Here is a 23,908-nt window from a genome sequence, read left to right on the forward strand (position 1 = left end):
CCCTGGGAGGTCAAGGTGGGTGCGACTGCCGGTGCCGTCTGGGGGCGTACGGAGCAGCAGGACTTTCGTAGCCGGGTGCGTGGGACGTTGCTCGGCCCTGGGAGGCCCATGTCCTGCCGGGCGAGGACGGCGTCTGCTTCGCGGTGCTGTTCAAGTTCCACCACGCCCTGGCCGACGGGCTGCGGGCGCTGACCCTCGCCGCGGGTGTCATGGACCCCATGGACATGCCTCCGCCCCGGCCCCGCCCCGCCGCGACCTCGCGCGCTCTCGTGCCGGACGTGCGCGATCTGCCCGCGATGATGCGCGGTGCCCTGTCCGACGTGAGCCGCGCCCTGGACATCGGCGCCTCCGTCGCCCGCTCCTCCCTCGACGTGCGCTCGACCCCCGCGCTCACCTGCGAGCCGAGCGGCACCCGCCGCACCGCCGGAGTGGTGCTCGACCTCGACGACGTCCACCGCGTCCGCAAGACCGTCGGCGGCACCGTCAACGACGTCCTCATCGCGGTCGTCGCGGGCGCCCTGCGCCGCTGGCTCGACGAGCGCGGCGACGGCAGCGAGGGCGTCGCGCCCCGCGCCCTGATCCCCGTCTCCAAGCGCCGCCCGCGCACCGCGTACCCGCAGGGCAACCGGCTCTCCGGGTACTTGATACAGCTTCCGGTCGACGATCCGGACCCGCTGGCCCGCCTGGCCTCGGTCCGGGACGCCATGGATCGCAACAAGGAGGCCGGCCCCAACCGGGGCGCCGGTGCCGTCGCCCTGCTCGCCGACCACGTCCCCGCCCTCGCCCACCGGCTCGGCGGGCCCCTGGTCGGCCAGGCGGCCCGGCTCTGGTTCGACCTCCTGGTCACCAGCGTGCCCCTGCCCAGCCTGGGCCTGAAGCTCGGTGGCCACCCCCTCACCGCCGTCTTCCCCTTCGCCCCGCTGGCCCCCGGCCACTCCCTGGCGGTCGCGGTCTCCACGTACCGGGGGAGTGTCCACTACGGCCTCGTCGCCGACGCCGAGGCGGTCCCTGACCTCGACCTGTTCGCCACGGCCGTCTCCAAGGAGGTGGCGACACTGATCAAGGCCTGCCGGTCGTGATCGGGGCGCGTTTGGCGGTGTGGCCCGGCGCTGAAGTAAAATCCGCCCTTCGAAAGCGGGCGCGACCGGCGCGCCGCGAGGGCAGAGCAGGGAACGACAGCGGCGATGACGGTGACACAGGACGGCCCGCAGGCCATGGACGAGGCCGGCGGGCTCTCGTACGGACCCGGCATCGACCCCGAACGCCTGGCCGTCTGCCTCAGCGTGCTCGAGGAACTCGACAAGCTGGACGTCGACCACCCGGACGCCATCGCGGTCCGCCGGGCCACCGCCGGGATCTACCGCACGGTCAAGCAGCGCCGCCGCCAGGAGCGCCGGGCCGCCAAGACCGCCCACGACAAGGCGGTCACGGAGGCCACGGCGACCGGCTCCGCCCAGCGCATCGACGACGAGACCGAGGGCCTGCTGCCGTCGTCGAACACCGAGGAGGGCAGGATCGCGGGGATACTCCAGCGCCCGCGCTCCTGCTACACCTGCAAGACCCGGTACGTGGAAGTCGACTACTTCTACCACCAGCTCTGTCCGGACTGCGCCCGCATGAACCGCGAGAAGCGCGACGTCCGCGCCGACCTCACCGGCAAGCGCGCGCTGCTCACCGGCGGCCGGGCCAAGATCGGCATGTACATCGCGCTGCGGCTGCTGCGCGACGGGGCGCACACCACGATCACCACGCGCTTCCCGAAGGACGCCATCCGCCGCTTCAAGGCGATGGACGACTCCGCGGACTGGATGCACCGCCTGGAGGTCGTCGGCATCGACCTGCGCGACCCGGCACAGGCCGTGGCCCTCGCGGAGCAGGTCGCCGAGGCGGGACTGCTCGACATCCTCGTCAACAACGCGACGCAGACCGTGCGCCGCCTGCCCTCCGCCTACGCCGCGCTGGTCGAGGGGGAGAGCGCCCCGCTGCCCGCCGGTGAGCTGCCCGCCCACCACGTCATCGGCGCCTTCAACTCGGGCGCGGTCGACGGCATCGCCGCGCTGCCGCTGGGTACCAGCGGCCTCGACGCCCAGAAGGTCGCCGACCTGGCCCTGGTCGCGGGCAACGCCAGTGTGGAGCGGCACCTGGACGGCACGGCGATCGACGCCGGCGGTCTCGTGCCCGACGTGGTCGACTCCAACACCTGGGTGCAGACGATCGAGCAGATCTCGCCCGTCGAGTTGCTGGAGACGCAGCTGTGCAACTACACGGCGCCGTTCATCCTGATCAGCGCGCTGCGGCCGGCCATGGCCGAGGCCGCGAAGAAGGCGGAGAGCGGGCGCGCGTACGTGGTGAACGTGTCCGCGATGGAGGGTGTCTTCGGGCGCGGCTACAAGGGCGCCGGCCATCCGAACACCAATGCCGCGAAGGCCGCCATGAACATGGTGACGCGGACCAGCGCACAGGAGATGTTCCAGACCGACGGGATCCTGATGACCTCGGTGGACACGGGCTGGATCACGGACGAGCGGCCGCACTACGACAAGCTGCGGCTCGCCGAGGCCGGGTTCCACGCGCCGCTCGACCTGGTCGACGGCGCGGCCCGGGTCTACGACCCGATCGTGCGGGGCGAGGCGGGAGAGGACCTGTACGGGGTCTTTCTGAAGGACTACGCGCCGGGTAAGTGGTAGGCGGGTCCCCGGTCGGGCGTCGGCAGGCGGCGCCGGACCGGTCGCGCAGTCACCCGCGCCCCCGGGGCCTTCATCCCGCCACCGGGACGGGAACCATCATGTGCTGATTCGTCAGTCGACCGCTCCGAGACGGGAGTTGCGGGCCGCCAGCAGTTCCAGAACCGTGCGCCAGTCCTCCAGCACCCCGGGGTCGAAGCCGGCCGTGCGGGCTTCTTCGCAGGCCTGTCGGAGGGTGAGGAGGTCGTCGTCGGCCGGGGCACCCCGGCGGGGGCGGCGGCGCAGGAGACGGGCCACCCGCTCACCGAGCAGGGCGCGTACCGCGTCGGCCGTGCGATCGGCGCGCCCGGCGGGGTCGCCGGGCCACAGCAGCCGGCCGAGGGGCTGCACCAGGCCCGCGACCTGGAGTTCCTTGTCGGCCGGGCGCCCGCGGCGCAGCAGCGCCGCCGTCCGCAGCGCGTGGTCGTGCAGGTCGGCCGACGGGCGGCCGCCGTCCGGGGCGTCCCGGGTGCCCCGGCAGGCGTACAGCAGATCCATCAGCTCCTCGACGCTGCGCAGCTCCATGCGTCAGTCCTCCCGCGGGACGGCCGTTGCCGTACGGCAGCAGAGCATGGCGAGCTTTCGACTCGGCCAACGGCACCTGAACTGCGCACCGTCCGAAAAACGCCGTCGTCGACGTACGCCGTTCGAGTGATTCACGAAACGCCTGGAAGCGTACAAATCGGTACGTAAACCGGAGTTGAACGCGGGATGACGCGCGATCGTTACCGGTTGTTTTCAGCCCCATCGAGCGGGGCCCTGCTCATTTGGTTAGTCTGAGGCGGACGGACAGCAGCACGGGGTCCTACCCACACCCACGGTCCGTCATGGGACCAGCCGGTTCACCACGGCCTGCTCTCCCGTGAGTCGACCGGCGCCACCGCGTCCGAACTGCATTTGGCATAGAGGCCCGAGCGGGCGTCAGGCGCAGCAGGACCGGCGCGTACGTCCCGAGGGTGACCGACACATAAGGAGTGCGCGGTGACACCGGAGAAGACGAATCGCGATCAGCGCCCCAAGGAACGCGGCGAGCGCGCCGGCCGACGGGCCGACGAGCTCGGCAGCCTCGACGTGTGGGCCCGTTCGGCCCCGATCCGCCTCGCGGGCTACGAGGACGACCTCGCAGAGCCCCACATCCTGCCCAGCGTCGACTGACATCGGGCGCACCCCTCCGCGACCTCCGAGCGCATGGCCGTGCCAGACTCGCGACCATGCTGATCAGGGAAGCAACGGCTGACGACTGGCCTCGCATCTGGCCGTTCTGGCACCGCATCGTCGCCGCGGGCGAGACCTACGCATGGGACCCGGGCACCTCCGAGGAGGAGGCCCGGGTCCTGTGGATGAACCCGGCGAAACGCGTCTACGTCGTCGAGGACGACAGCGGTGTCGTCGTCGCCTCCGCCTACCTCACCCCCAACTACGGCGGCCCCGCCGCCCGTGTCGCCAACGCCGGCTTCATGGTCGACCCCGGCCGGGGCGGCCGGGGCTACGGCCGGGCCCTCGCCGAACACCTCCTGACCGAAGCCCGGACCGCCGGCTACCGGGGCATGGTGTTCAACGCCGTCGTCGAGACCAACCCGGCCGTGTCACTGTGGACCTCGCTCGGCTTCACGATCCTCGGCACGGTGCCCGACGCGTTCGACCACCCCCGGCACGGCCGGGTGGGGCTCCACATCATGTACCGGGCGCTGTAGACGACCGGGAGTTCGCGGCTCTCACGGCCGGGCGTACGGCCGGGTCATGATCTCCATGTTGTGGCCGTCCGGGTCGTCGAAGTAGGCGCCGCGACCGCCGAAGAGATCGTTCACCTGACCCGGCCGGGTGTGGTTCGGGTCCGCGTAGTAGGTGACGCCGATCGCCTCCAGACGGTCGATCATGCCGTCGAACCGCTCGTCGGGCACGAGGAACGCGTAGTGCTGCGGCTGGATCGGCTCGTCGGTCTTCTCGTAGTAGTCGAGGGTCACGCCATTGCCCAGGTCGAGGGGCAGGAACGGGCCGAAGGGGGCGCCGACCTCCAGACCCAGGACGGCCGCCAGGAACTCCGCGGACAGCCGGCGGTGGGAGGCGTGGACGACGGTGTGGTTGAGGTGGGCGACCGTGGTCGGCAGTTCGGTGGCGTGCGGGGTGTGGGACATGCGTGGGTTCTTCTCCGAGTCTCGGGATCCATGAGGAAGCGCCGTCCAGGGGCGCGGGGATGAGGACACGAAGACGAGAGGCGGGGCGCGTGCCCTCTCCGGCTCTCGGGCGGGCCCGGGCGGGGTCACCCCCGCCGCGCTCACTCCGAGGCCGGGCGCCTCACTCGTGCATGGCCTACGGCCGACCCGGCAGTCACCCGGCCGACCTTAGTCGATCGGCGCCGTACGCTGCCACGGGTTTCGCTCCTCCAACTGCGCGGCGAGAGCCAGGAGTCGGGACTCCGTGCCGGGGCGGCCCACGAGCTGCACGGCGCACGGGGCGCCCGAGGGAAGGGTGCCGCAGGGGACGGACATGGCGGGCCAGCCGGTCAGGTTCCACGCGGGCGTCAGGGGCGAGTAGTTCGTGTTCGCCAGCACGTTGCTCAGCCAGCCCCGCTCGTGCCACGGCCCGGCCTTCGGGGAGCGGCGGGCGAGCGCGGGCGTGAGCAGCACGTCGTGCTCGGTGAAGAACGGCTCCAGCCGCCGGCGCAGCCGCTCGCGGCTCGCCCCGGAGCTCACGGTGCGCAGGAAGGGCCGGCCCAGCCGGGCGTGGACGCGGGTGCGACGCGTCAGCAGCCGGGGGTCGAGCGGCCGGGCGTCCGCGGCGGTGCCCGCCGTCCAGTGCACGAGGGAGGTCGTGGCGAGTGACATCGGGTAGGGCGGGTCGGCGCGCCGGACCTGATGGCCCGCCCTCATCAGCAGCCCCGCGGCGTCCCGGGCGGCCGCCGCGTACGGACGGCTGACGGTGACGCCGGCCAGCGGGCTGCGCAGCGACACGGCGATCCTGAGGACGCCAGGCGCCGGCGCGGGGCCGGGTTCGGTGCCGGCGAGGACCGAGAACATCAGACGGGCGTCCTCGACGGTGGTGGCGAGCGGCCCGTTCTCCGCCATGCCGAACCAGGTGCTGTCCCCCTCGCCGGTCGGCACCACGCCCTGCCCCGGCTTGATGGTGACGAGGCCGCAGTTGGCGGCCGGTATGCGCAGGGAGCCCATCCCGTCGTTGCCGAGGGCGATCGGCACCATGCCGGCGGACACGGCAGCCGCGCTGCCGCCCGACGAACCGCCCGCCGAACGCGTGGGGTCCCAGGGGTTGCGGGCGATGCCCAGCACGCCGTCCGTCGTGCCGAAGACACACAGTTCGGGGACGTTCGTCATCCCCACGACCACCGCGCCCGCCGCCCGCAGCCGGGCCACCGTCACATGGTCCCGCGCGGCCGGCGTGTCCGGCGTCGCGGCCGAGCCGATCCGCCGGGACTCACCGCGCACGGCGAGGTTGTCCTTGACGGCCACGGGCACCCCGGCCAGGGGCAGTTCGGCGAAGTCGCCGCGCGCCGCCACCTCGTCGGCCTCGGCCAGGGCCGCCTCGGCGCGCAGCGCGCGGAACGCGCCGACCCGGCCGTCGAGCCGCTCGATCCGGGCGAGGTGCTCGGCGACCACCTCGCGGGGCGTGACCCGCTTCTCGCGTACGGCGGCGGATATCTCGGCGGCGGTGCGGCCGGCCCACGTGGTCACAGCGGCTCCTCGGAGGGGAGAGGGCGGACTTACTGACGAGTACGTAGGGAGAACTGTGCACCCGGCGAAGCCCGTGCGTCGAGGTCGCCGACCGTGTCGGGGCCGAACCGATGCCGTGGGGGCGACCGGCTCAGCGCAGGTGGCGCGCGAAGAAGGCCTCGGTGACGTCCATCGAGGCAGCCCACTTCGGCCCGAACGTGTGCCCCTCGCCGGGGACGGTGCGGAGTTCGACGTCCCTGCCCGCCTTCTCGAACGCGCCGGCGGCCTCGCGTGACCAGGCCAGGGGGCAGGTGTCGTCCTCCGTGCCGTGCTGGATCAGCAGCGGCTCGGTCATGCGGTCGGCGTGGGTGAGCGGGGAGACGCCGCGCCAGAACGCGGGGTTGTCCTCGGGCGTGCCGTGCTCCTCCTCGATCTCGGCGACGAGGGGATCGCCGTCGGGCCGCTGGAAGTGGTCGATGTTCTCCTCCGGTCGCGCACTGACCGGGGCGTAGGCCACCGCAGCGTCGAACAGGCCCGGTGCCACGACCAGCGTGTTGTACACGACCCCGCCGCCCATGGACCGCCCGAACAGCCCGATGCGGTCGCCGTCGATCTCCGGACGCCCGGATTCGCGCAGGGCCAGGGCGGCGCCGATGACGTCCTCGGTGTAGCCGAGGCGCAGGTTCACGTCGTTGCCCGGGTCCTTGTCGGAGTCGGCGTGATTGCGGTAGTCGGTGTGCAGGACGACATGGCCGCCGCGGGCCAGGCGGTCCTGCTCGCGCGGCATGCCCTGGCCGCTGACGTACCCGTCCGGGTCGATGTAGCCGTGCGCCAGCACCAGCGCCGGGAAGGGGCCCTCGCCCTCGGGAATGTTCATGATCCCCGAGATCGTCAGGCCGTTCGCCTCGTACGTGACGGCGTAGCGGGTGTAGGCGGACGTACGGTCGAGCACCGCGCCGAGGCGCAGGCCGGAGCCGGTGTGCTCGCGCTGCATCAAAGCCTGGAGGGAGACGGGGTCGGCCGGGGTGGGGGAGGGAGTGGTGCGGGGGCTCTCTCCGGCGGCCCGGGCCGGCGCTTCGGACGCCACGGGCGTGCCGTCCCCCGCACCGCCGGTGCAGCCCGGCGCGACGGCCAGCAGCAGTCCGGCGGCCGCGCAGGCGGTGCCCCGAAGCCGCATACGGTCCAGTGTGACCCTGTGGAGCGCCGTGGGGCAGGGCCGACTTGTGGGGGACGGCGAACGGACCCTTATGGCACAGGTCACACACGCCCGTGTCACATCGTGATGAGCCGCTGCCTCATAGGGGTGTACGCACCGACAACGGCAGAGGAGCTCACCATGAGCGCACGACTGGACGTCTTCGCCATCCCGAGCGCGAGCAAGGTCGTCAAGCAGTTCTACTCCCTGGGGCAGCTGGTGGTGAAGTCGCCGCTGCCGGCCGCCACCCGGGAACTGGTCTCGCTCCGCACGAGCCAGATCAACGGATGCGCGGTCTGCGTCGACATGCACACCAAGGAGGCCACCGCCGCGGGCGAGAGCTCCGTACGTCTCCACCTCGTCGCGGCGTGGCGCGAGGCCACGGTCTTCACCGAGGCCGAGCGAGCCGCGCTGGAGCTGGCCGAGCAGGGAACCAGGATCGCGGACGGAGCCGGCGGCGTGCCGGACGCGGTGTGGCGGCGAGCCGCCGAGCACTACGACGAGGAACAGCTCATGGCGCTGGTGACCCTGATCGCCTTCATGAACACCGCGAACCGGCTGAACGTCATGCTCGAGCAGCCGGCGGGCGACTACAAGCCCGGCCAGTTCGCGTAACAGCGGAGCGCCGGGGCCGGGTCAAGCCCGCCGACCCGGTCCCGCCAGCCGCGTCGGCGGCAGGTACTCCCGTACGTACGTCCGCTCCCAGCACGCGCCCGTCTCCCGCAGTTCGCGCCACGTCGTGTAGCGGTAGCGGAACAGGCGGGCGCGCACGTACCGAGGGGGTTCGTCCGGCGGGAACGGGGAGCGGCGCAGCAGCTTCAGGGTGTCCCGGTCGTTCTCCAGCAGCCGTTCCACCAGCGTCCCGAACCAGGAGTCCGCGTAGGCGGGGGAGAGGGCCGCGAACCACATCAGCCAGTCGAGCCGCAGATGGTAGGGCGCGAACTGGCGCGGCCAGCGCCGCGGATCGCCCGGCTTGCCCTTGAACTCGTACTCCCGCCAGCCCGAGTCCATGTGCGGCACCTCGTCCGCGGTGCCCTCCACCACCACCTCGTACCGCACCCGGCTCACACTGCCGAACGCCCCGTAGGTGTTGACCAGATGGAGCGGGTCGAAGGAACGGTTCATGACCTGACGCCGGGAGAGCATGTTGCGGACCGGCCGGTGGCCGAGGCCCAGCAGCAGCACCGACACCGCGAGCACCACGACCACGTACCACAGCGGGGCGCCGGGCACCTGCGGCGGATCGGCCGGGAACCGCACCGCCGACAGGGCGAGCACGATCGTGATCCAGTTCAGCCAGGAGAAGTTGCCCGACAGCACCAGCCACAGCTGGGTGACGATCATCAGCGACGCGGCGGCCGTAGCGACGGGCTGCGGGGTGAACAGCGCGAACGGCACCACGAGCTGGGTGACGTGATTGGCGGCCACCTCGACGCGGTGCAGGGGCCTGGGCAGATGGTGGAAGAACCAGCTCAGCGGGCCCGGCATCGGCTGCGTCTCGTGATGGTGGTCCAGGCAGGTGAGCTTGCGCCAGCAGGCGTCGCCGCGCATCTTGATCAGGCCCGCGCCGAACTCCACACGGAACAGGATCCACCGCAGCAGGAACAGCACGACGACCGGCGGCGCCACTTCGTCGTTGCCGAGGAACACCGCGAGGAACCCGACCTCCAGCAGCAGCGACTCCCAGCCGAACGCGTACCAGGTCTGCCCGACGTTGACGATCGACAGGTACAGCACCCACGGCACCAGCCACAGCAGCATGCCGCCCCACAGCGGCAGCTGCGAGTCCAGCCCGGCCAGCAGCGCCGCCGACACCGCGCAGCCCGCCCAGGCGCAGAGCGCGAAGAAGCGGTCCGAGTAGTGCCACTGGAACAGGCTCGGCGCCCGCTTGAACGGCACCCGCTCGACGAACCGCGGCACCGGCAGCATGCCGCGCCGGCCGATCAGCGCGCGGAACTGGAGCGCCGCCGTGAGGAACGCCACCAGATACATGGCCGCAAGGCCCCGCTGGAAGACCAGCCGGGTCAGCCAGTAGTCGGATGCGGCGAACCATTCCACGGCCGTGGGCCCTCCTTCCCGTACGGTGCCGGGCCCGTTCGTCACGTTCGGTGTGCCGTCGCTGCGGTTGCGTGACCAGAGCGGCCAAAGCAAACAATAGTGCCGGGCCCGACGTCGTACCGGACCGCTCCGGTCCGCCGACGGAGCCGGACCTTTTTCCGACCGGCCGGGCCGCCGACCGCATCCCCGGCGGCCCCTCGGGCGTCTTCAGTGACTGAGGGCCGATCCGGCGCAGCGGCTCGTACACTCGGCACATCCGGTCGAAGAATCAGACGAATCCTGGCAAGGTGGGCCCATGGTTGATCGGGGAGCGAGAGCCCTGTCCCTCCCGGACGACTGGCCCGCCCACCCGGACCCGATCCTCGCGCTCAACCGGATGGGCAGCTTCGACTGGGACCTGGACACCGGCCTGATGCAGATGGACGCCCAGGCCCACGAGGTCTTCGACGTGGGCTCCGACGAGTACGACGACCATCCCGAATCCCTCGCCAAGCGCGTCCCGCCCGACGAGTCCCGCCGCCTGGACACCGCGGTCTCGCAGGCGCTGAAGGACGGCAGCGAGAACTACGGCGCCTACTTCCGCATCCGCCGCCGCGACGGCAGCCTGCGCTGGACCCACACGCAGGGCTACATCCGGCGCGACGACACCGGGCGCCCCCGCCGCATCATCGGCATCATCCGGGACGCCACCCAGGAACTCGGCGAGATCGACGCCCGCCGCGACCAGGCCGCCCGTGACGAGGCCCGCCGGCAGCAGACCAGCGTCGTCGAACTCACCACGGCCGCCCTCGCCCACGCCCGCACCGTCCAGGACGTCATCGACGTCCTCAAGGACACCCACGGTCTCGTCCACCTGGGCGCCACCAGTCTCGTCATGGGCCTGGTCGAGGCCGGGCGCATCCGCCTGGTCGCCGAGGGCCCCGCCGACAGCTTCGTACCCGGCACCCGCGTCACCCGGATCGACGAGCCCTATCCGATGAGCGAGGCCGTCCGCACCCTCGGCCCGTGCTTCATCGAGTCTCCGGAGGAGTTCGCCGAGCGCTTTCCGGTTCTGTGGCCGCACATCACCGGCCTCGACATCACCTCGGCCGCCTATCTGCCGCTCATCGTCCAGGCCCGGCCGATCGGCGCCATGGGCCTGCTCTACAGCGACCGGTACGGCTTCACGTCCGAGGAGCGCAACATCCTCGTCGCCCTCGGCAGCAGCATCGCGCAGAGCCTGCAGCGGGCCATGTTCTACGAACAGGAGATGGACCTCGCGCAGGGCCTCCAGCAGGCCATGCTGCCCCGGACCATCCCGAGCGTGCCAGGCGCCGACGTCGCCGTGCGCTACCGCGCCGCCACCATCGGCGGCTCCGTCGGCCGGGACATCGGCGGCGACTGGTACGACCTGATCCCGCTGCCCGGCGGCCGGGTCGGCGCCGTCATCGGCGACGTCCAGGGCCACGACACGCACGCGGCCGCCGTCATGGGCCAGTTGCGCATCGTGCTGCGCGCCTACGCCGCCGAGGGACACCCCCCGGCGACCGTGATGGCCCGGGCCTCCGTCTTCCTGCACGAACTGGACACCGACCGCTCCGCGACCTGCCTCTACGCCGAGGCCGACCTGTCCACCGGTGTGCTCCAGATGGTCCGGGCCGGCCACATCGATCCGCTGGTGCGGCACCCCGACGGCTCCTGCCGCCGCGTCCCCGTGCACGGCGGGCTGCCGCTCGGCCTGTCCGCCGAGTTCGGCCGCCTCGAATACCCCGTGACCACCATGGAGCTCGACCCCGGCGACACCCTGCTGCTGTGCACCGACGGTCTGGTGGAGCAGCCCGGCGCCGATCTCGACGACGGCATGCGCACCTTGAGCGCACTCGTCGCCACCGGCCCCGACGACGTACGGGACCTCGCCGAGCGGCTCATCGACGTGGCCGCCGAGCGCGGCGGCGACGACGACGTGGCCTTGCTCCTGCTGCGCCGGCGCGGACCCGAGGGCCCGCAGTCCGGCCGCCGGCTCCAGCGGCGCGTGGCCCCCGGCGACCCCGGGGCCCTCGCCGAGACCCGGCACATGATCCGCACCGCGGTCGCCGCCTGGGGAGCGGGCGAGCGCGCCGACGAGATCGAACTGGTCGCCGACGAGCTGATCACCAACGCCCTGATGCACACCGAGGGCTCCGCGGTCGTCACCCTGCGGGCCTTCACCGGCTCCGAGCGCCGGCTGCGCGTCGAGGTCGCGGACTCCTCCAGCGCCCTGCCGCGCCGACGCGAGGCGGGCGAGTCGGGCGTCTCCGGGCGGGGCCTGCTCCTGGTCGAGCTGCTGACCGACGTGTGGGGCGTGGAGGCCCGGGGCGGCGGCAAGGCCGTGTGGTGCGAGTTCGTGGTGCCGGGCCGGGACTGACCCCCCGTGGCACTCTGGACCTATGCCGGAACTGCCCGAGGTCGAGGCGCTCAAGGACTTCCTGACCGAGCACCTCGTCGGCCACGAGATCGTACGGGTGCTGCCCGTCGCGATCAGCGTCCTGAAGACGTACGAACCTCCCCTGTCCGCGCTGGAGGGCCACGAGGTGGCCGCCGTACGCCGGTACGGCAAGTTCCTCGACCTCGCGACCGCGGACGGCCCGCACCTGGTGACGCACCTGGCCCGTGCGGGCTGGCTGCACTGGAAGGACCGCCTGCCCGACGGCCCGCCCCGCCCGGGCAAGGGCCCCCTGGCGCTGCGCGTGGCCCTGGAGACCGGCGCCGGGTTCGACCTGACCGAGGCCGGCACCCAGAAGCGGCTCGCGGTGTACGTCGTGGGCGATCCGCAGGAGGTCCCGGGCGTCGCCCGGCTCGGGCCGGACCCGCTCGCCGACGACTTCGGCGAACGGCGCCTCGCGGAACTCCTGGCCGGTGAACGGCGCCAGCTCAAGGGCGCGTTGCGCGACCAGAGCCTGATCGCGGGCGTGGGCAACGCCTACAGCGACGAGATCCTGCACGTGGCGAAGATGTCGCCCTTCAAACTGGCGGCGTCCCTGAGCGAGGAGGAGACCGGGCGGCTGTACGCGGCCCTGCGCGACACGCTCACCGAGGCGGTCGAACGCTCTCGGGGCGTGGCGGCCGGGCGGCTCAAGGCGGAGAAGAAGAGCGGGCTGCGTGTCCACGGCCGCACCGGGGAGGCCTGCCCGGTGTGCGGCGACACCATCCGTGAGGTGTCCTTCAGCGACTCCTCGCTCCAGTACTGCCCGACCTGCCAGACGGGCGGCAAGCCGCTGGCGGACCGCAGGATGTCCCGGCTGCTGAAGTGACCCGGGCCGGGTCTCGGGGCTACCGGGACGGCGGCGACCATTCGAACATCAGGATGGTCGCGTCGTCCCGCAGCCGGCTCGTCGGCGAGTCCAGGATGGAGTGGATGAGCCGCCGCAGCGTCTCGGAGGGCAGCTCGCCCGCGGCCGTCGCTCCGATGATGTAGTCGGCGAACTGTTCGAGCCCGAACTCCGCGCCGTCGACCGCCCTGGCCTCCGTGACCCCGTCGGTGTACAGCAGCACGCGGTCGCCGGGCTTCAGGGCGATCTCGTGCGTCTCCCGCCTCCGCTCGGTCAGCAGGGACGGCATCCCCATCGGCAGGTCCGGCTCGCGCCGCATGGCGTCGACCAGCGGCCGCCGGTCGCGGATGAGCAGCGGGGTGGGGTGCCCGCAGTTGACCCACCGCAGCATCCCCGAGGTCAGGTCCAGCTGGGCCAGGACACCGGTGCAGAACTGGTCCGGGAGCCACCGCGACAGCGCGTCGTCGACGCTCTCCACCAGCTCGGGCAGATCCGCCCCGGTACGCCGGGCATTGCGGCACGCGGCCAGCGACACCGCCGTGGTGAGGCCGGACGCCAGGTTGTGCCCCATGGCGTCGAGCACCGTGACGTGCAGCGCCGTCTCCGTCAGGGAGTGGTCGAACGCGTCGCCGCCGAGTTCGTAGGCCGGCTCCAGCACGGCCGTCGACACGACGTGTGAGGTGCCGATCGTCCGGGGCGGGAGGAAGGCCCGCAGCATCTCGGCGGGCAGGCGCATCGGCCGGGCGCGCAGACGCCGTACGAAGGAGTCCTGGTACGCCCGCGCGGACGTGATCATCATGGCGAGCAGCTTGGCCAGGGCGCGGCCGCGGCGCAGCACGTCGGGTGTCAGGGCGGGGGAGTTCACCGCGAGGACGCCGAGGCGTTCGGCGCCGTCCACGAGGGGGATCCAGGCCGTCATGCCGCCCGCTTCGGACGCCGCCACACGCAGGGACTGGGTGCGGTAGGTCCAGCCCGCGAGGGAGCCGTCGATGAGCAAGGGAGAGGCCACGTCGGTGAGTGGTACCAGCCGGCGCTGCTGGATGTCGGACAGGTAGACCACGGAGCTCTGGAGTCCGAGGGCCTCGGTGCAGCGGGCCGCCGCCGTGGGCAGGTCCAGGGTCGCGTTCTCCGGGTCGGCGAGGAACTCCTCCAGCCCGCCGCCCCCGGGCTCTGCCGTCACCTCGTCTCCCCTCACCGGGACCGCCTGCACCCGGCGGTCTTCCGGGTGCGTCGTCCAGCAGTCTCACACCGGGACGCGCCCGGCGCCCGGCGGCAGGGGCAGGACGGATGGTCAGCTCGGCTGGATCCTCCACAGGACCTCGCCGGCCGCCGAGCGGATCTCGTAGCGGGCGATGTCCTCCGGGTGCAGGGAGGAGCTGGCCATCATCGTGTCGGGGTGGTCGTCGTGGCCGGGCCCGTGCCAGCTGGTCGCGGTCTCCTCGGTGCCGTCGTGGCCGATGATCACCAGGTGGCAGGCGCGCGGGCCCAAGCCGTCCTTGACCTTCAGCTCGACCTGGCTGCCCGAGGCCTCGTCCTCCGTCGTGACCTGCGCCCACACCCCCGTCCGCGTGTCGGTCGCCGCGACGGTGCGGGGCTCCTTCGCGTCGCCCTCGGCCATCATCGCGATGCCGGGGACCGACGCCGCGAAGACGACCGAGGCGGCCAGGGCGAACAGCAGGCGTCTGCGTCCGGCCCGGCGGCGGGTCGCCACCTCGGCCAGCAGCCCGTCCAGCATGCGCGGCCCGGGCTGCGCCATGGGGTGCACGAACCGTGGTGTCGACCGCCGGTACAGCATCAACTGCCGTGTGGTCGGGCCGAATTCCGTCACCTCTGCAGCGCACCGAGGGCACTCCATGAGGTGGTCCTCGAAGCGGAAGGCCTCCGCCTCGTCCAGCACGCCGAGCGCGTAGGCCGCGACGTCGCGATGCCTCTCCAGGGACCTCATGCCGAATCCTCGTGCCGTTGGGTGCGGGTGGGGTTACTCCTTGCTCCCACCGGTACGGACCAGGCAGCTGAATCACTCAAGCCGGTGACACAATCGCAACCAAAGGATTCGGAGCCCTCCGGCTCCCGGATTGGTCCGGGGCCGCAGAAATCTAAAAAAGATGGATCGCGAGGTGTCCCAGCGGCAGCCCGAGCTGCCAGGCGGGCGTCCAGACCTTCGGCCCCTCGTCCTCACCGACCACCGGAGCGCCGCCCGGGACCGCGTTCAGATCGGGCGCGAGCAGTTCCGTCTCCTGCAGCCAGCGCCAGGCCTCCTCCGCGAGGTCCAGGTCCGGCGCGGGCCGGCCCGACGTCGCGGCGCCGGCGGCGAGCTCGGCCAGCCGCTCGCGCACCCACTCCTGCCACGGCTGGTCGTACGCCGTCAGCGACAGCCACGTCTCCAGCTGCGTGACGACCCGGATGCCGGACAGCTCCCCGTCGGTGTCGGACAGGAAGATGGTCAGCGCCAGGGCATCCCGCCCGGCACGGAACTCGAAGGACGTCGGCGGCATCAGATCGCCGGTCCGCAGCAGCTCGTCGGCGATGTACTCGGCGTACAACCACGCCATGGGGACGGTCAGTTCGCCGTCGGCACCGTCCGTGCTCCCCTGCTCTTCGTCCAGCATCCCTTCCTGCCTTCCTCCGGTACGTGCGCGTCGCCCGACACCGGGCCCCGGGGACGCTCACGGCCCCCTCCGGAACACGGATGGGAACAGCCGATTACTCAACCGGGGTCATCGGCAAGGCGCTTTACGGAGGCTTGACCCACCCATTGGTTTCACCGCAGGTCGGCGGCGTATCCCGGAAGCACCCTGCGCAGGGCACGCAGCGCGTAGTACGCGCGGGACTTCACGGTACCGGGCGGAATCCCGAGGGTCGTCGCGGCTTCCGCCACACTCGCCCCCTGGAAGTACACGAGCACCAGGACTTCACGGTGCTGCGGAGTGAGTGTCTTCACAGCCTCGCGGACATCCAGCATCGCCGCGGCCCGCTCGGCGTGGTCGGAGATGACCCGCGCGTTCTCCAGCACCGCGTCGCCGACCTCGGGCGGACGGGCCTGGCGGGCCCGCCGGGCGTCGATCGCGAGCCGCCGCGCGACGGTCATCAGCCAGGGCCGCACGGAGTCGTAGTCGTCGGCGCGCAGGGCTTCGGGGTGCTGCCAGGCACGCACCAACGTCTCCTGGACCAGGTCCTCGGCGCGCTGCCGGTCGCCGTCGCAGAGCCGCAGCAGCAGCGCGAAGAGGGGCCGGCCGTGCTCCCGCTGCAGTGCGGCGAGCTCGTGCTCGGCGGTCGTTCCGTTCGTGAGAGTGGATCCGGCCGTCATGGCCGTATGCCACCGCAGGGCGCGGCCCCGGCACAGGGCACGTACCCGGCTGTGCGACGGACGGTCGATCGCGTCGACGAACGGTTCGACGAACGGTCGGGCACCCGGCCATGCGGGTGCCGGACGGGCTGATGAGCGTGTCGGAGACGCGTGGGACACCAGGAGCCTTCTTTCCTGATGATGCGTAAATATGACCACAACGCCCATAGTGGGGTGAATGCATGCTCACGCGCAGTCGACAGATCGCCCTGGCCCTGACCGTCCTCCTCGCCGCAGGCGCCGCCTGCCAGGCCCGCGGCCACGAGCCTGACCGCGGACGCCCGGCACCGGCCGCCGGGGCGCGCGGGTTCACACTGGTCGCCTCCGGTGACGTCCTCCCGCACAGCACGATCATCGACCGGGCCCGCTTCGACGCCGGCGGCACCGGCTACGACTTCCGGCCGATGCTCGCCGGGATCCGCTCCGTCGTCTCCCGCGCCGACGTGGCCCTGTGCCACATGGAGACCGTCTACGGCGCGAACGGCGTCTACACCGGCTACCCCACGTTCAAGTCCCCGCCCGAGGTGGCCCGGGCCCTGGCCGTCACCGGCTACGACGGCTGCTCCACCGCCTCCAACCACACCCTGGACGACGGCGCCGACGGTATCCGCCGCACGCTCGACGCCCTCGACCGCGCGGGCGTCCGGCACGCGGGCTCGGCACGCACCGAGGAGGAGGCCCGCACGGTGACGGTCCTCGAGGCCGGTCCCGCCAAGGTCGCCCACCTCGCCTACACCTACGACACCAACGGCATCCCGCTCCCGGACGGGCAGCCCTGGGCCGTCAACCTCACCGACGAGGCGAGGATCGTCGAGGACGCCCGGGCCGCGCGCCGGGCCGGCGCCGACGTGGTCGTGGTCTCCCTGCACTGGGGCACCGAGTGGCAGGACGCCCCCGACGACCGGCAGCTGACCCTGGCCGGAAGCCTCACCGCCGCGCGCACCGGGAGCCGCCCCGACATCGACCTCGTCCTCGGCACCCACGCACACGTCCCGCAGGCCTACGAGAAGGTCAACGGCACCTGGGTGATCTACGGCATGGGCGACCAGATCGCCGGCGAGATGACCAACCACGAGGGCGCCAAGGACCCGCGCGGCAACCAGTCCACCCTCGGCCGCTTCACCTTCGCCTCGCCCGCACGCCCGGGCGAGCGCTGGAAGGTGACGAAGGCGGAGTTCGTCCCCCAGCTCTTCGACGTCGACGCCGGCCGGGTCGTGAACCTCAACCGGGCGCTCTCCCAGGGCGCCGACGTCCGAGCCGTCCGCGACCGCATCCGCGACGTCGTCCTCAGCCGCGGCGCGGCCGAGGACGGACTGGTGATGGGGGAGTAACGCCCCGAAGATCCAGGCGCCGTGGCGCCTACGGCACCACCGTCACCGGCCACCGCCCCGCCTTCACCAGGCGTACCGCCACCGAGCCGACGATGCGGTGGCCCGCCTGCTCCGAGGCGCCCACGACCACCGCGTCCGCCTTGAGCTCGTCGGCGGCCGTCACCAGGCCGTTGTACGGGTCGCCGCGGAACGTGTGGAACTCCCAGCGGACCTCGAATGTTCCCTTGAGCCGCTCGGCCGCGTCCCGGATCTGCGCCACCAGGTCCTCGGCGATCTCGTCCGTCGTCCCGGCCACCGGCGCCCCCAGCGCCGCACCCGCCGCCTGCACGGGCTGCACGTACACCACGGCGAGCAGCGCGTGCTGCCGCCGGGCCAGGCCGGCCGCGTAGGCCGCGGCCCGCAGGGAGGAGTCGGAGCCGTCCACCCCGGCCACGATCACCTTCGGCCCGTCCGTGCCCCGCTCGAACTGATGGGAGTGCTGTTCCGTCACGCCGCGAGGCTATCGGAACCCCCAGGTCCGGCCGCCGGGCGGGACGGGGACCGGCGGGCGACGCCCGGGCTTCCTGTGCCGCACGGGGCGGGAGCGCTCGACGGGCGAGGAGGCGCGGGTGTTCCTGGAGTCGAAGGCTCGGCCTGTTCGGCGCGCTCGCCCTGCTGAACGCCGCCGCCCTGTTCCGCTCCCAGCGCCTGGAAGCCGCCCTGCACGACGACGACCAGGACTCCCTCGGCTGCTTCGCCACCGCCGCGACAAGGCCGGCGTCTTCTCCCCCAGCGGCAAGGCCGCCGTCACCTACCGCGTGGAGGCCGGGGTGTGCCTGGCCGGCGGTGACCCGGTGGGCGACCGGGAGGCCTGGCCGCACGCAATCGCCGCCTGGCAGGACGTGGCCCGCCGCCACGCCTGGGTCCCGGCCGTGGTGGGTGCCTCGGAGGAGGCGCCCGGGCCTTCGTCCGCGCCGGGCTCGGCGCGCTCCAGCTCGGCGACGAGGCCATCCTGCACGTCCTCGACTTCGACCACCGGCGTCACCTGCCGGGTCCGCCGCCACCCCACCCTGTCCGAGGAGGAGATGCGGCAGCTCGTCGAGCGTACCGACGCCTGGCGCGACACCGAGACCGAACGCGGCTTCTCCATGGCCCTGGACCAGGACGGCCGGCTGCTCGCCATCCAGTCCTTCGTGCCCTGGGGCAGCGACGGCGTCTCCCTGGACCTGATGCGCCGTGACCGCGGCGCCCCCAACGGCGTCATGGAGTTCATGGACGCCGAACTGTGCGCCGCCGCCTGGAAGCTGGGGGTGCGCAAGGTGTCGCTGAACTTCGCCGTGTTCCGCTCCGTCTTCGAGGAGGGTGCCCGCATCGGCGCCGGGGCGGTGCTCCGTCGGCTTCGTCTCCGTACCGTCGATGCGCACGTTGTGGGGCAAGGGAAAGGGGCACCCGAAGGGCGGGCAGCGGCCCGCCACCACGGAGGGGCTGCCGTCGTTGGCGGCGCTCGGCCTCGCCGGAGGGGACGGGACCGAGCCCGCCGACCCCCTCTCCGGCCTGTCCGACCAGGTCCGCGACCGGCACCACAAGCTCGACGCCCTCGAATACGCCATGCCCCCCACGGGCGACCTCGGCATCGGCGTCGACCGGCTGGTCATGTTCCTCACCGGACTCACCATCCGCGAGACCCTGCCCTTCCCGCTGGTGCGCCGCCGCTGACCCACCCGTGTGGGCCGAACGGGTGAATGTGTGCCGCCGCACCGGTGTTGCTCGTGTGCGTCGGCCTTCCGCCGGGCGACTCATGAGTCATGAAGAAGGATCAGTTGCCCACCCGGCTGTTCACCAGGCGCCACGCGTTGATCGCGGGCGCCGGCGCGGTGGCAGCGGCCGCCACGGCCGGAGTGGTCACGGCGGTCACCGGGGACGGACCCGGCACCTCGACCCCCGCCTCGGGCCCCCAGGCCCGCCGCCCCGTCAATTCCTCCGCGTACCGGCTGCAGCCCCTGACCGGCTTCGGCCCGCCGCACGCCGCGCCCCGCCGGACCCTGGTTCACCGCGAGGCGCCGCTGCGCGTGTCCGGCCGTGGCCGCACCATGGTGCTCACCTTCGACGACGGCCCCGACCCCCGCTACACCCCGCACATCCTGGACACCTTGGCCCAGTACGACGTGCGGGCGATGTTCTTCGTGTGCGGCGAGATGGTCGCCGGCGGCAGGAACCTGCTGGCCCGGATGGCCGACGAGGGCCACGTCGTGGGGAACCACACCTGGTCCCACCCCCTGCTCACCCGCCTGACCCGACGGCAGATCCGCTCCGAGATGGAACGCACCAGCGACGTCATCGAGGACGCCTACGGGGAGCGCCCCGAGTGGTTCCGCGCGCCCTACGGCGCCTGGAACCGCACCGCCTTCCGGATCGGCGCCGAACTCGGCATGGAACCCCTCGGCTGGACGGTCGACACCCTCGACTGGGCCACCCCCGGGGTCCGGTCCATCGCGAACCGGGTCGAACGCGGCGCCGCACCCGGCGTCGTGGTGCTGTCGCACGACGCCGGCGGCGACCGCTCGCAGAGTGTGCGGGCCCTGCGGCGCTATCTGCCCGAACTGCTGGACTCCGGCTACCACGTCACCGTGCCCCGGCGGAACTACGCGTAAGGGACGCCCCAGGGCTTTCGCCCGCCGCGCCGGACGCGCTCAGCGCACCGCGACCAGGCGGGCGAAGGCGACGACATTCCCCGCATAGCCCTCCTGCTGGGAGAAACCGCCGCCGCAGGTGATGACCCGCAGTTCCGGCGCGCCCTTGGAAGCGTAGACACGGTCGCCGGGGAAGTTGTCCTTCTCGAACACCTCGACGCCGTAGATCTCGAACTCGGCGGTCTTTCCGTCCTGCCGGGCGACCTCGACGCGATGTCCCTTCCTCAGGGCCCCGAGTCCGTAGAACACGGCGGGACCCTGCTGGTTGTCGACATGACCGACCACGACCGCGGTGCCCTTCTCGCCGGGGGTGACGGCACCGGTGAACCAGCCGGCCAGGTTGGGGTCCTCCGGCGGCGGCGCGCCGACCCAGCCGTCCGCGTCCAGGCCCACGGGGATGATCGGCGCGTCGACCTGGATCGCCGGGATCCTGACCCGGTCGGGGAGGGCGTAGGGCAAGGGCCGAACACTTCCCGCGAAGGTGCCGCCGGGCACCCGGCTGTCCGCCGCGGCCGCACTCGCCGGCTGTGGCGGGCCCTCGTTGAACTCTCCCGAACCGTTCCGGATGAGAGCGAGGCCGGTCAGCAGGACCAGCGCTATCACGCCCCACGGGGCGCGCTTCCTCGGCCGCGCCTCCTCTTCGGCCTGGGCCAGCTCGGACGCAGACATTCGCCATCCCCTCTCGACGCGGCCGTCGCCGTGTCCATCGCGCATAGCGACACGCTAAGTGGCGTGCGGGAAACCGGCGACGGGGCCGCGGCGAACGGGTGGCCGGGGGCGCGAGGGGCGGTGCGGGGATATCAGGTGAGCCATCCGAGTTGCCGCCGCGAGGAAATTTCTGACGGTCTGTGACCTGCGGCGATATCCGAATGGACGCTTTTCCCGTACCGCCCGCTCTCACCGGTACGGACCATTCCCGAAATGCGGCTTGCGGCACGGCAACTGACTGTCTTTCTGGGAGGCGCTTTCTCGCCGATCGACCGGGGACGGGTCCCGGGGCGTCTTCCGCGGAGGTTCACATGCGTAACACTCGTGCCCTGGCGGTCGCCGGCGCAGCGGTCGCCGCCCTCGGCCTCTCCGCCCCCGCGGCCGTCGCGTGGGACACGCCGAGCAACATCACCGCCCTGCCCAGTGTGATCGCCCGGGGCGGCCAGCTGACCATCATGGTCGACGGCTGCCGGGGCGGCGGCACGGCGACCTCGAACGCGTTCTCCCCGACGCGGCTCTCGCCGGTCGGCGGCGGCGGCAAGGGCAACGAGGGCGACCGGGGCGGCGCCGGCAACGGGACCGCGCGGGGCACCGCCACCATCAACAGCAACGCCCGCCCGGGGCCGTACGACATCACGGTCGACTGCAACGGCAGGCGGATGACCAAGCCGCATGCCTTCACCGTCATCGGCGGTGTCCGCGGCGGCATCGGCGGCGGCAGCACCACCGGTGCGACCCCGACGGACATGGCCATCGGCGGCGGTCTCGTGGCCGCGGCGGTGGTCGGCGGCGGTGTGTTCTGGATGCGCCGCCGGGCCGAGCGCCGCATCTGACGCGGCGCCTCGCCTCTTCGACGAGTCGTCGCCTCGCACGTGAACGCGTTTCGCCCCGGCTCCCTGTCACCAGGGGAGCCGGGGCGAAGGCCTGCCGCGGGAAGGTGTCAGCCGGCGTCCCCGTCGGTGCGGCGGCGCGAAAAGTGGTAGGCGACGCCCAGCGACCCGGCGATCAGTGCGGCGCCCAGACCGATCTCCTTGAGGTCGAAGCCGGCGAGGGTGCCGCCTTCACCGGCGTGCACGCCCTTGTCGGGGTGGCGCGTCGGGTGATGGGCGGAGTGGTGCGTCGGCCGGCCGCCCGCGACCGTCAGACGCGCGATGCCGGTCGACCCGTCACACTCGAACTCGACCTCGTAGACGGCGCCGCGCTTGGCGTCCCAGTCGACGACCACCGTCGTCCAGGACTCGTCCCGAGGGATGGTGACCGGGTCGAAGGCCGGTGAGTCGACCGTCGCCTCCCCCCGGCATGCCCGGTTGCGCGTGACGTGCAGGGTCACCTCACCGCCCGCCCGGACGGTCGAGGGCAGGACGCTGAAGCCGAAGTCGGTCTGCATCGCCGCGTCTGCGGCGGGCACGCAGGAGGTGAGGGCGCCGGCACCCACCAGTACGGCCGAGGCGAGGCATATCGCGCGCATGATCAATCCTCCGGGTCCCCGAGGAGCAGCCGCGGACCTGTTCCGCTCACGTCACACATGCACCTCGATGCCCGAAACGCTAAGAAGACGCGCGCGGTGGCGCGATCGCAGTAGCGCGAATGGGGCACGGGTGTGCGCCGCCCGGGGGAACACCGCTGACGCGGCCGGGGGACGGCGACGGTGTGTCGCGCGCCCCCGGCCGGGACCCGTGGTGCGGGGCGCCGTCAGTCCCCGACGCCCGGGAAGAGGTTCAGGAACGGGTCCGCCGAGGCGGTCACACCCCTGCTGTAGGGCGAGTCGAAGTCCCAGATCAGGAACAGCAGAAAGGCGATCAACGCCGAGAACAGCCCGGCGAGGACCAGTTCGCGTGTCGTTCTGCGGATCTGCAACGCGAAGATCATTCCGATGGTGATGACGGCCCCGGCGACCAGCCCGAACCACACCACGCCCGGCATCGTCTCCCCGGTCGACTCGGCCCGGGCGATGCGGGCCTGGTTCGCCGCGGTCACCTGGTCCAGGAGCGGCTGGTAGGCCTGGGCCTCGAAGTCCGTCACCGGCTCGTAGTCGGTGACGTCCTGGCGGATCCGCTCGAAGAGCTCGGTGCCGCGCCCGGTGACCTCGCCCTTGTCGGCCATGGTGTCCCACTCGGTGGTCACGACATGGCTCACATACGTCCGGATGTCGTCCCGGATGCGGTCGCGTTCCTCCGCCGGATAGACCCGCACCCGCTCCGAGATCTCGTGCAGCGCGGTCGCCTCGGCCTGGACGTGGTCCTGTGCGGCGCTGCGCCCCTCCCACACGCCGGCGATCGCCAGGCCCAGGACGATGGCGTAGACCACTCCGATCCACATCGTCATGTACTCGATGACGTCCGGAGTCTCACTGGGGTCCTCGTCCTCGGGCGCCGCGCGGTGCCGTACGAAGGTGATGATGACCACGACGGCACAGGCGGCCAGCATCGCGAGGGTGAGAACAAGCCATTCCGGCAAGAGGTACCTCCAGGGCTTCAGGGATCAGCGCGCGCGCAGCGCGGCGACGGCCACCACCGCGGGCACCGTGACGAGCAGGACGAAGGTGAGCGGTGACATCGCGCCCTTCGCCGGCCGTGGCCGGGGCGACGAGGCGCGGTAGCGCGGGTAGTGCACGGGCGTGGCGGACGGGGCGGGCGCGGGAGTGGCCGACGGCGCCGGCGGCGGGGGAGCGGGCTCCGGTGCGGGGGGAGGGGGCGCCGGTGGTACGGGCCTCGGGGCCGGCCGTGGCGGGGGTGGTGCCGGGCGTGGCGTGGGCGGTGCCGGCGGCGGCTCGGGCCTGGCCGTGGGGGTCGGTTCCGGGGGCGGGGGCTTCGGTGGCGGCGGGTCCGGCGTCGGCTTCGGCGGTGGCGTCGGCTTCGGCGGCGGAGTCGTCGCCACCGCCCGCCACATCCCGCAGGCCAACGCCGCGCTGAAGAACGGCGAGTGG

General features: G+C 72.5%; 25 protein-coding genes and 2 pseudogenes. 13 read left to right on the top strand and 14 right to left on the bottom strand.

The annotated features are described in order from the left end of the window. Positions 1 to 95 precede the first annotated feature (95 nt). Together ABT116_RS23185 and ABT116_RS23190 are read left to right on the top strand one after the other, a co-directional pair. Positions 96 to 1,079 (top strand): annotated as a pseudogene (locus ABT116_RS23185) (wax ester/triacylglycerol synthase domain-containing protein); the annotation flags it as partial. Between the two features lie 105 nt (positions 1,080 to 1,184). Next, a complete protein-coding gene (locus ABT116_RS23190; protein ID WP_351637043.1) occupies positions 1,185 to 2,687 on the top strand; it encodes an SDR family NAD(P)-dependent oxidoreductase in 1,503 nt (500 codons plus the stop codon). Between the two features lie 111 nt (positions 2,688 to 2,798). Here the strand turns inward: ABT116_RS23190 and ABT116_RS23195 are convergent, their stop codons facing one another. Next, positions 2,799 to 3,248, bottom strand: coding sequence for a hypothetical protein (locus tag ABT116_RS23195; protein WP_351637045.1), 450 nt, complete (start codon positions 3,246 to 3,248; stop codon positions 2,799 to 2,801). Between the two features lie 456 nt (positions 3,249 to 3,704). On the opposite strand from ABT116_RS23195, the gene ABT116_RS23200 reads away from it, so the two are divergent. Both ABT116_RS23200 and ABT116_RS23205 read left to right on the top strand, forming a co-directional pair. Beyond that, positions 3,705 to 3,878 (top strand): hypothetical protein, encoded by a 174-nt coding sequence (locus tag ABT116_RS23200; protein ID WP_167526749.1) that lies wholly within the window; start codon positions 3,705 to 3,707, stop codon positions 3,876 to 3,878. A 56-nt stretch (positions 3,879 to 3,934) separates the two neighbouring features. After that, positions 3,935 to 4,417: a GNAT family N-acetyltransferase gene (locus tag ABT116_RS23205; protein WP_351637048.1), complete on the top strand. Its 483-nt coding sequence runs from the start codon at positions 3,935 to 3,937 to the stop codon at positions 4,415 to 4,417. Positions 4,418 to 4,438: 21 nt separating this feature from the next. Here the strand turns inward: ABT116_RS23205 and ABT116_RS23210 are convergent, their stop codons facing one another. The 3 genes from ABT116_RS23210 to ABT116_RS23220 all read right to left on the bottom strand — a co-directional run bounded on the left by ABT116_RS23210 (position 4,439) and on the right by ABT116_RS23220 (position 7,565). Continuing rightward, entirely contained in the window at positions 4,439 to 4,858 is a 420-nt protein-coding gene (locus ABT116_RS23210; RefSeq protein ID WP_351637050.1) for a VOC family protein, read from the bottom strand. Positions 4,859 to 5,065: 207 nt separating this feature from the next. After that, positions 5,066 to 6,409: an amidase gene (locus ABT116_RS23215; RefSeq protein WP_351637052.1), complete on the bottom strand. Its 1,344-nt coding sequence runs from the start codon at positions 6,407 to 6,409 to the stop codon at positions 5,066 to 5,068. A gap of 130 nt (positions 6,410 to 6,539) precedes the next feature. Further along, a complete protein-coding gene (locus tag ABT116_RS23220) occupies positions 6,540 to 7,565 on the bottom strand; it encodes an alpha/beta hydrolase family protein (RefSeq protein ID WP_351637055.1) in 1,026 nt (341 codons plus the stop codon). 159 nt (positions 7,566 to 7,724) lie between these two features. Here ABT116_RS23220 and ABT116_RS23225 point away from each other — a divergent pair, with 159 nt between their 5' ends. Beyond that, positions 7,725 to 8,198: a carboxymuconolactone decarboxylase family protein gene (locus ABT116_RS23225; RefSeq protein ID WP_351637057.1), complete on the top strand. Its 474-nt coding sequence runs from the start codon at positions 7,725 to 7,727 to the stop codon at positions 8,196 to 8,198. Between the two features lie 21 nt (positions 8,199 to 8,219). On the opposite strand, the gene ABT116_RS23230 is transcribed toward ABT116_RS23225, so the two are convergent. Then, the gene (locus ABT116_RS23230; protein ID WP_351637059.1) at positions 8,220 to 9,641 is read right to left on the bottom strand and encodes a lipase maturation factor family protein; all 1,422 of its coding nucleotides are present in this window, start codon (positions 9,639 to 9,641) and stop codon (positions 8,220 to 8,222) included. A gap of 295 nt (positions 9,642 to 9,936) precedes the next feature. Between ABT116_RS23230 and ABT116_RS23235 the strand changes: the two genes are divergently transcribed. Both ABT116_RS23235 and ABT116_RS23240 read left to right on the top strand, forming a co-directional pair. Next, entirely contained in the window at positions 9,937 to 12,024 is a 2,088-nt protein-coding gene (locus ABT116_RS23235; RefSeq protein WP_351637061.1) for a SpoIIE family protein phosphatase, read from the top strand. A 22-nt stretch (positions 12,025 to 12,046) separates the two neighbouring features. Further along, a complete protein-coding gene (locus ABT116_RS23240; protein ID WP_351637063.1) occupies positions 12,047 to 12,910 on the top strand; it encodes an Fpg/Nei family DNA glycosylase in 864 nt (287 codons plus the stop codon). Between the two features lie 19 nt (positions 12,911 to 12,929). Here the strand turns inward: ABT116_RS23240 and ABT116_RS23245 are convergent, their stop codons facing one another. The 4 genes from ABT116_RS23245 to ABT116_RS23260 all read right to left on the bottom strand — a co-directional run bounded on the left by ABT116_RS23245 (position 12,930) and on the right by ABT116_RS23260 (position 16,235). Next, complete coding sequence (locus ABT116_RS23245; RefSeq protein ID WP_502983917.1) at positions 12,930 to 14,108, bottom strand: PP2C family protein-serine/threonine phosphatase; 1,179 nt, start codon at positions 14,106 to 14,108, stop codon at positions 12,930 to 12,932. 111 nt (positions 14,109 to 14,219) lie between these two features. After that, positions 14,220 to 14,873 carry a zf-HC2 domain-containing protein gene (locus tag ABT116_RS23250; RefSeq protein ID WP_351637065.1) on the bottom strand — a complete coding sequence of 218 codons (654 nt, stop codon included), beginning with the start codon at positions 14,871 to 14,873 and terminating at the stop codon, positions 14,220 to 14,222. A gap of 151 nt (positions 14,874 to 15,024) precedes the next feature. Then, positions 15,025 to 15,537 (bottom strand): hypothetical protein, encoded by a 513-nt coding sequence (locus ABT116_RS23255; RefSeq protein ID WP_351637067.1) that lies wholly within the window; start codon positions 15,535 to 15,537, stop codon positions 15,025 to 15,027. 152 nt (positions 15,538 to 15,689) lie between these two features. Beyond that, positions 15,690 to 16,235 carry a sigma-70 family RNA polymerase sigma factor gene (locus tag ABT116_RS23260; protein ID WP_351637069.1) on the bottom strand — a complete coding sequence of 182 codons (546 nt, stop codon included), beginning with the start codon at positions 16,233 to 16,235 and terminating at the stop codon, positions 15,690 to 15,692. A 221-nt stretch (positions 16,236 to 16,456) separates the two neighbouring features. On the opposite strand from ABT116_RS23260, the gene ABT116_RS23265 reads away from it, so the two are divergent. Further along, on the top strand, positions 16,457 to 17,605 hold the full coding sequence (locus ABT116_RS23265) for a CapA family protein (protein WP_351637071.1): 1,149 nt from the start codon (positions 16,457 to 16,459) through the stop codon (positions 17,603 to 17,605). 28 nt (positions 17,606 to 17,633) lie between these two features. On the opposite strand, the gene ABT116_RS23270 is transcribed toward ABT116_RS23265, so the two are convergent. Then, positions 17,634 to 18,095, bottom strand: coding sequence for a universal stress protein (locus ABT116_RS23270; RefSeq protein WP_351637073.1), 462 nt, complete (start codon positions 18,093 to 18,095; stop codon positions 17,634 to 17,636). 307 nt (positions 18,096 to 18,402) lie between these two features. On the opposite strand from ABT116_RS23270, the pseudogene ABT116_RS23275 reads away from it, so the two are divergent. The 3 genes and pseudogenes from ABT116_RS23275 to ABT116_RS23285 all read left to right on the top strand — a co-directional run. Beyond that, positions 18,403 to 18,927, top strand: a pseudogene (locus ABT116_RS23275) (phosphatidylglycerol lysyltransferase domain-containing protein); the annotation flags it as partial. A 73-nt stretch (positions 18,928 to 19,000) separates the two neighbouring features. Beyond that, complete coding sequence (locus ABT116_RS23280; RefSeq protein ID WP_351637076.1) at positions 19,001 to 19,300, top strand: amino acid--tRNA ligase-related protein; 300 nt, start codon at positions 19,001 to 19,003, stop codon at positions 19,298 to 19,300. 89 nt (positions 19,301 to 19,389) lie between these two features. After that, complete coding sequence (locus tag ABT116_RS23285; RefSeq protein WP_351637078.1) at positions 19,390 to 20,235, top strand: polysaccharide deacetylase family protein; 846 nt, start codon at positions 19,390 to 19,392, stop codon at positions 20,233 to 20,235. A gap of 39 nt (positions 20,236 to 20,274) precedes the next feature. Here the strand turns inward: ABT116_RS23285 and ABT116_RS23290 are convergent, their stop codons facing one another. Beyond that, a complete protein-coding gene (locus ABT116_RS23290) occupies positions 20,275 to 20,943 on the bottom strand; it encodes a class F sortase (protein ID WP_351637080.1) in 669 nt (222 codons plus the stop codon). 350 nt (positions 20,944 to 21,293) lie between these two features. On the opposite strand from ABT116_RS23290, the gene ABT116_RS23295 reads away from it, so the two are divergent. Further along, positions 21,294 to 21,815: a hypothetical protein gene (locus tag ABT116_RS23295; RefSeq protein WP_351637082.1), complete on the top strand. Its 522-nt coding sequence runs from the start codon at positions 21,294 to 21,296 to the stop codon at positions 21,813 to 21,815. A gap of 107 nt (positions 21,816 to 21,922) precedes the next feature. Here the strand turns inward: ABT116_RS23295 and ABT116_RS23300 are convergent, their stop codons facing one another. The 3 genes from ABT116_RS23300 to ABT116_RS23310 all read right to left on the bottom strand — a co-directional run bounded on the left by ABT116_RS23300 (position 21,923) and on the right by ABT116_RS23310 (position 23,595). Beyond that, positions 21,923 to 22,450, bottom strand: coding sequence for a hypothetical protein (locus ABT116_RS23300; RefSeq protein ID WP_351637084.1), 528 nt, complete (start codon positions 22,448 to 22,450; stop codon positions 21,923 to 21,925). 224 nt (positions 22,451 to 22,674) lie between these two features. Continuing rightward, complete coding sequence (locus ABT116_RS23305) at positions 22,675 to 23,409, bottom strand: bestrophin-like domain (protein ID WP_351637092.1); 735 nt, start codon at positions 23,407 to 23,409, stop codon at positions 22,675 to 22,677. A 54-nt stretch (positions 23,410 to 23,463) separates the two neighbouring features. Next, positions 23,464 to 23,595 carry a hypothetical protein gene (locus tag ABT116_RS23310; RefSeq protein WP_281292547.1) on the bottom strand — a complete coding sequence of 44 codons (132 nt, stop codon included), beginning with the start codon at positions 23,593 to 23,595 and terminating at the stop codon, positions 23,464 to 23,466. A 4-nt stretch (positions 23,596 to 23,599) separates the two neighbouring features. On the opposite strand from ABT116_RS23310, the gene ABT116_RS23315 reads away from it, so the two are divergent. Further along, on the top strand, positions 23,600 to 23,908 hold a 309-nt coding region (locus ABT116_RS23315), incomplete at its 3' end, for a hypothetical protein (RefSeq protein WP_351637087.1).

This window comes from Streptomyces sp. NPDC002130, assembly GCF_040296465.1.
In the GTDB taxonomy this organism is placed as follows: domain Bacteria; phylum Actinomycetota; class Actinomycetes; order Streptomycetales; family Streptomycetaceae; genus Streptomyces.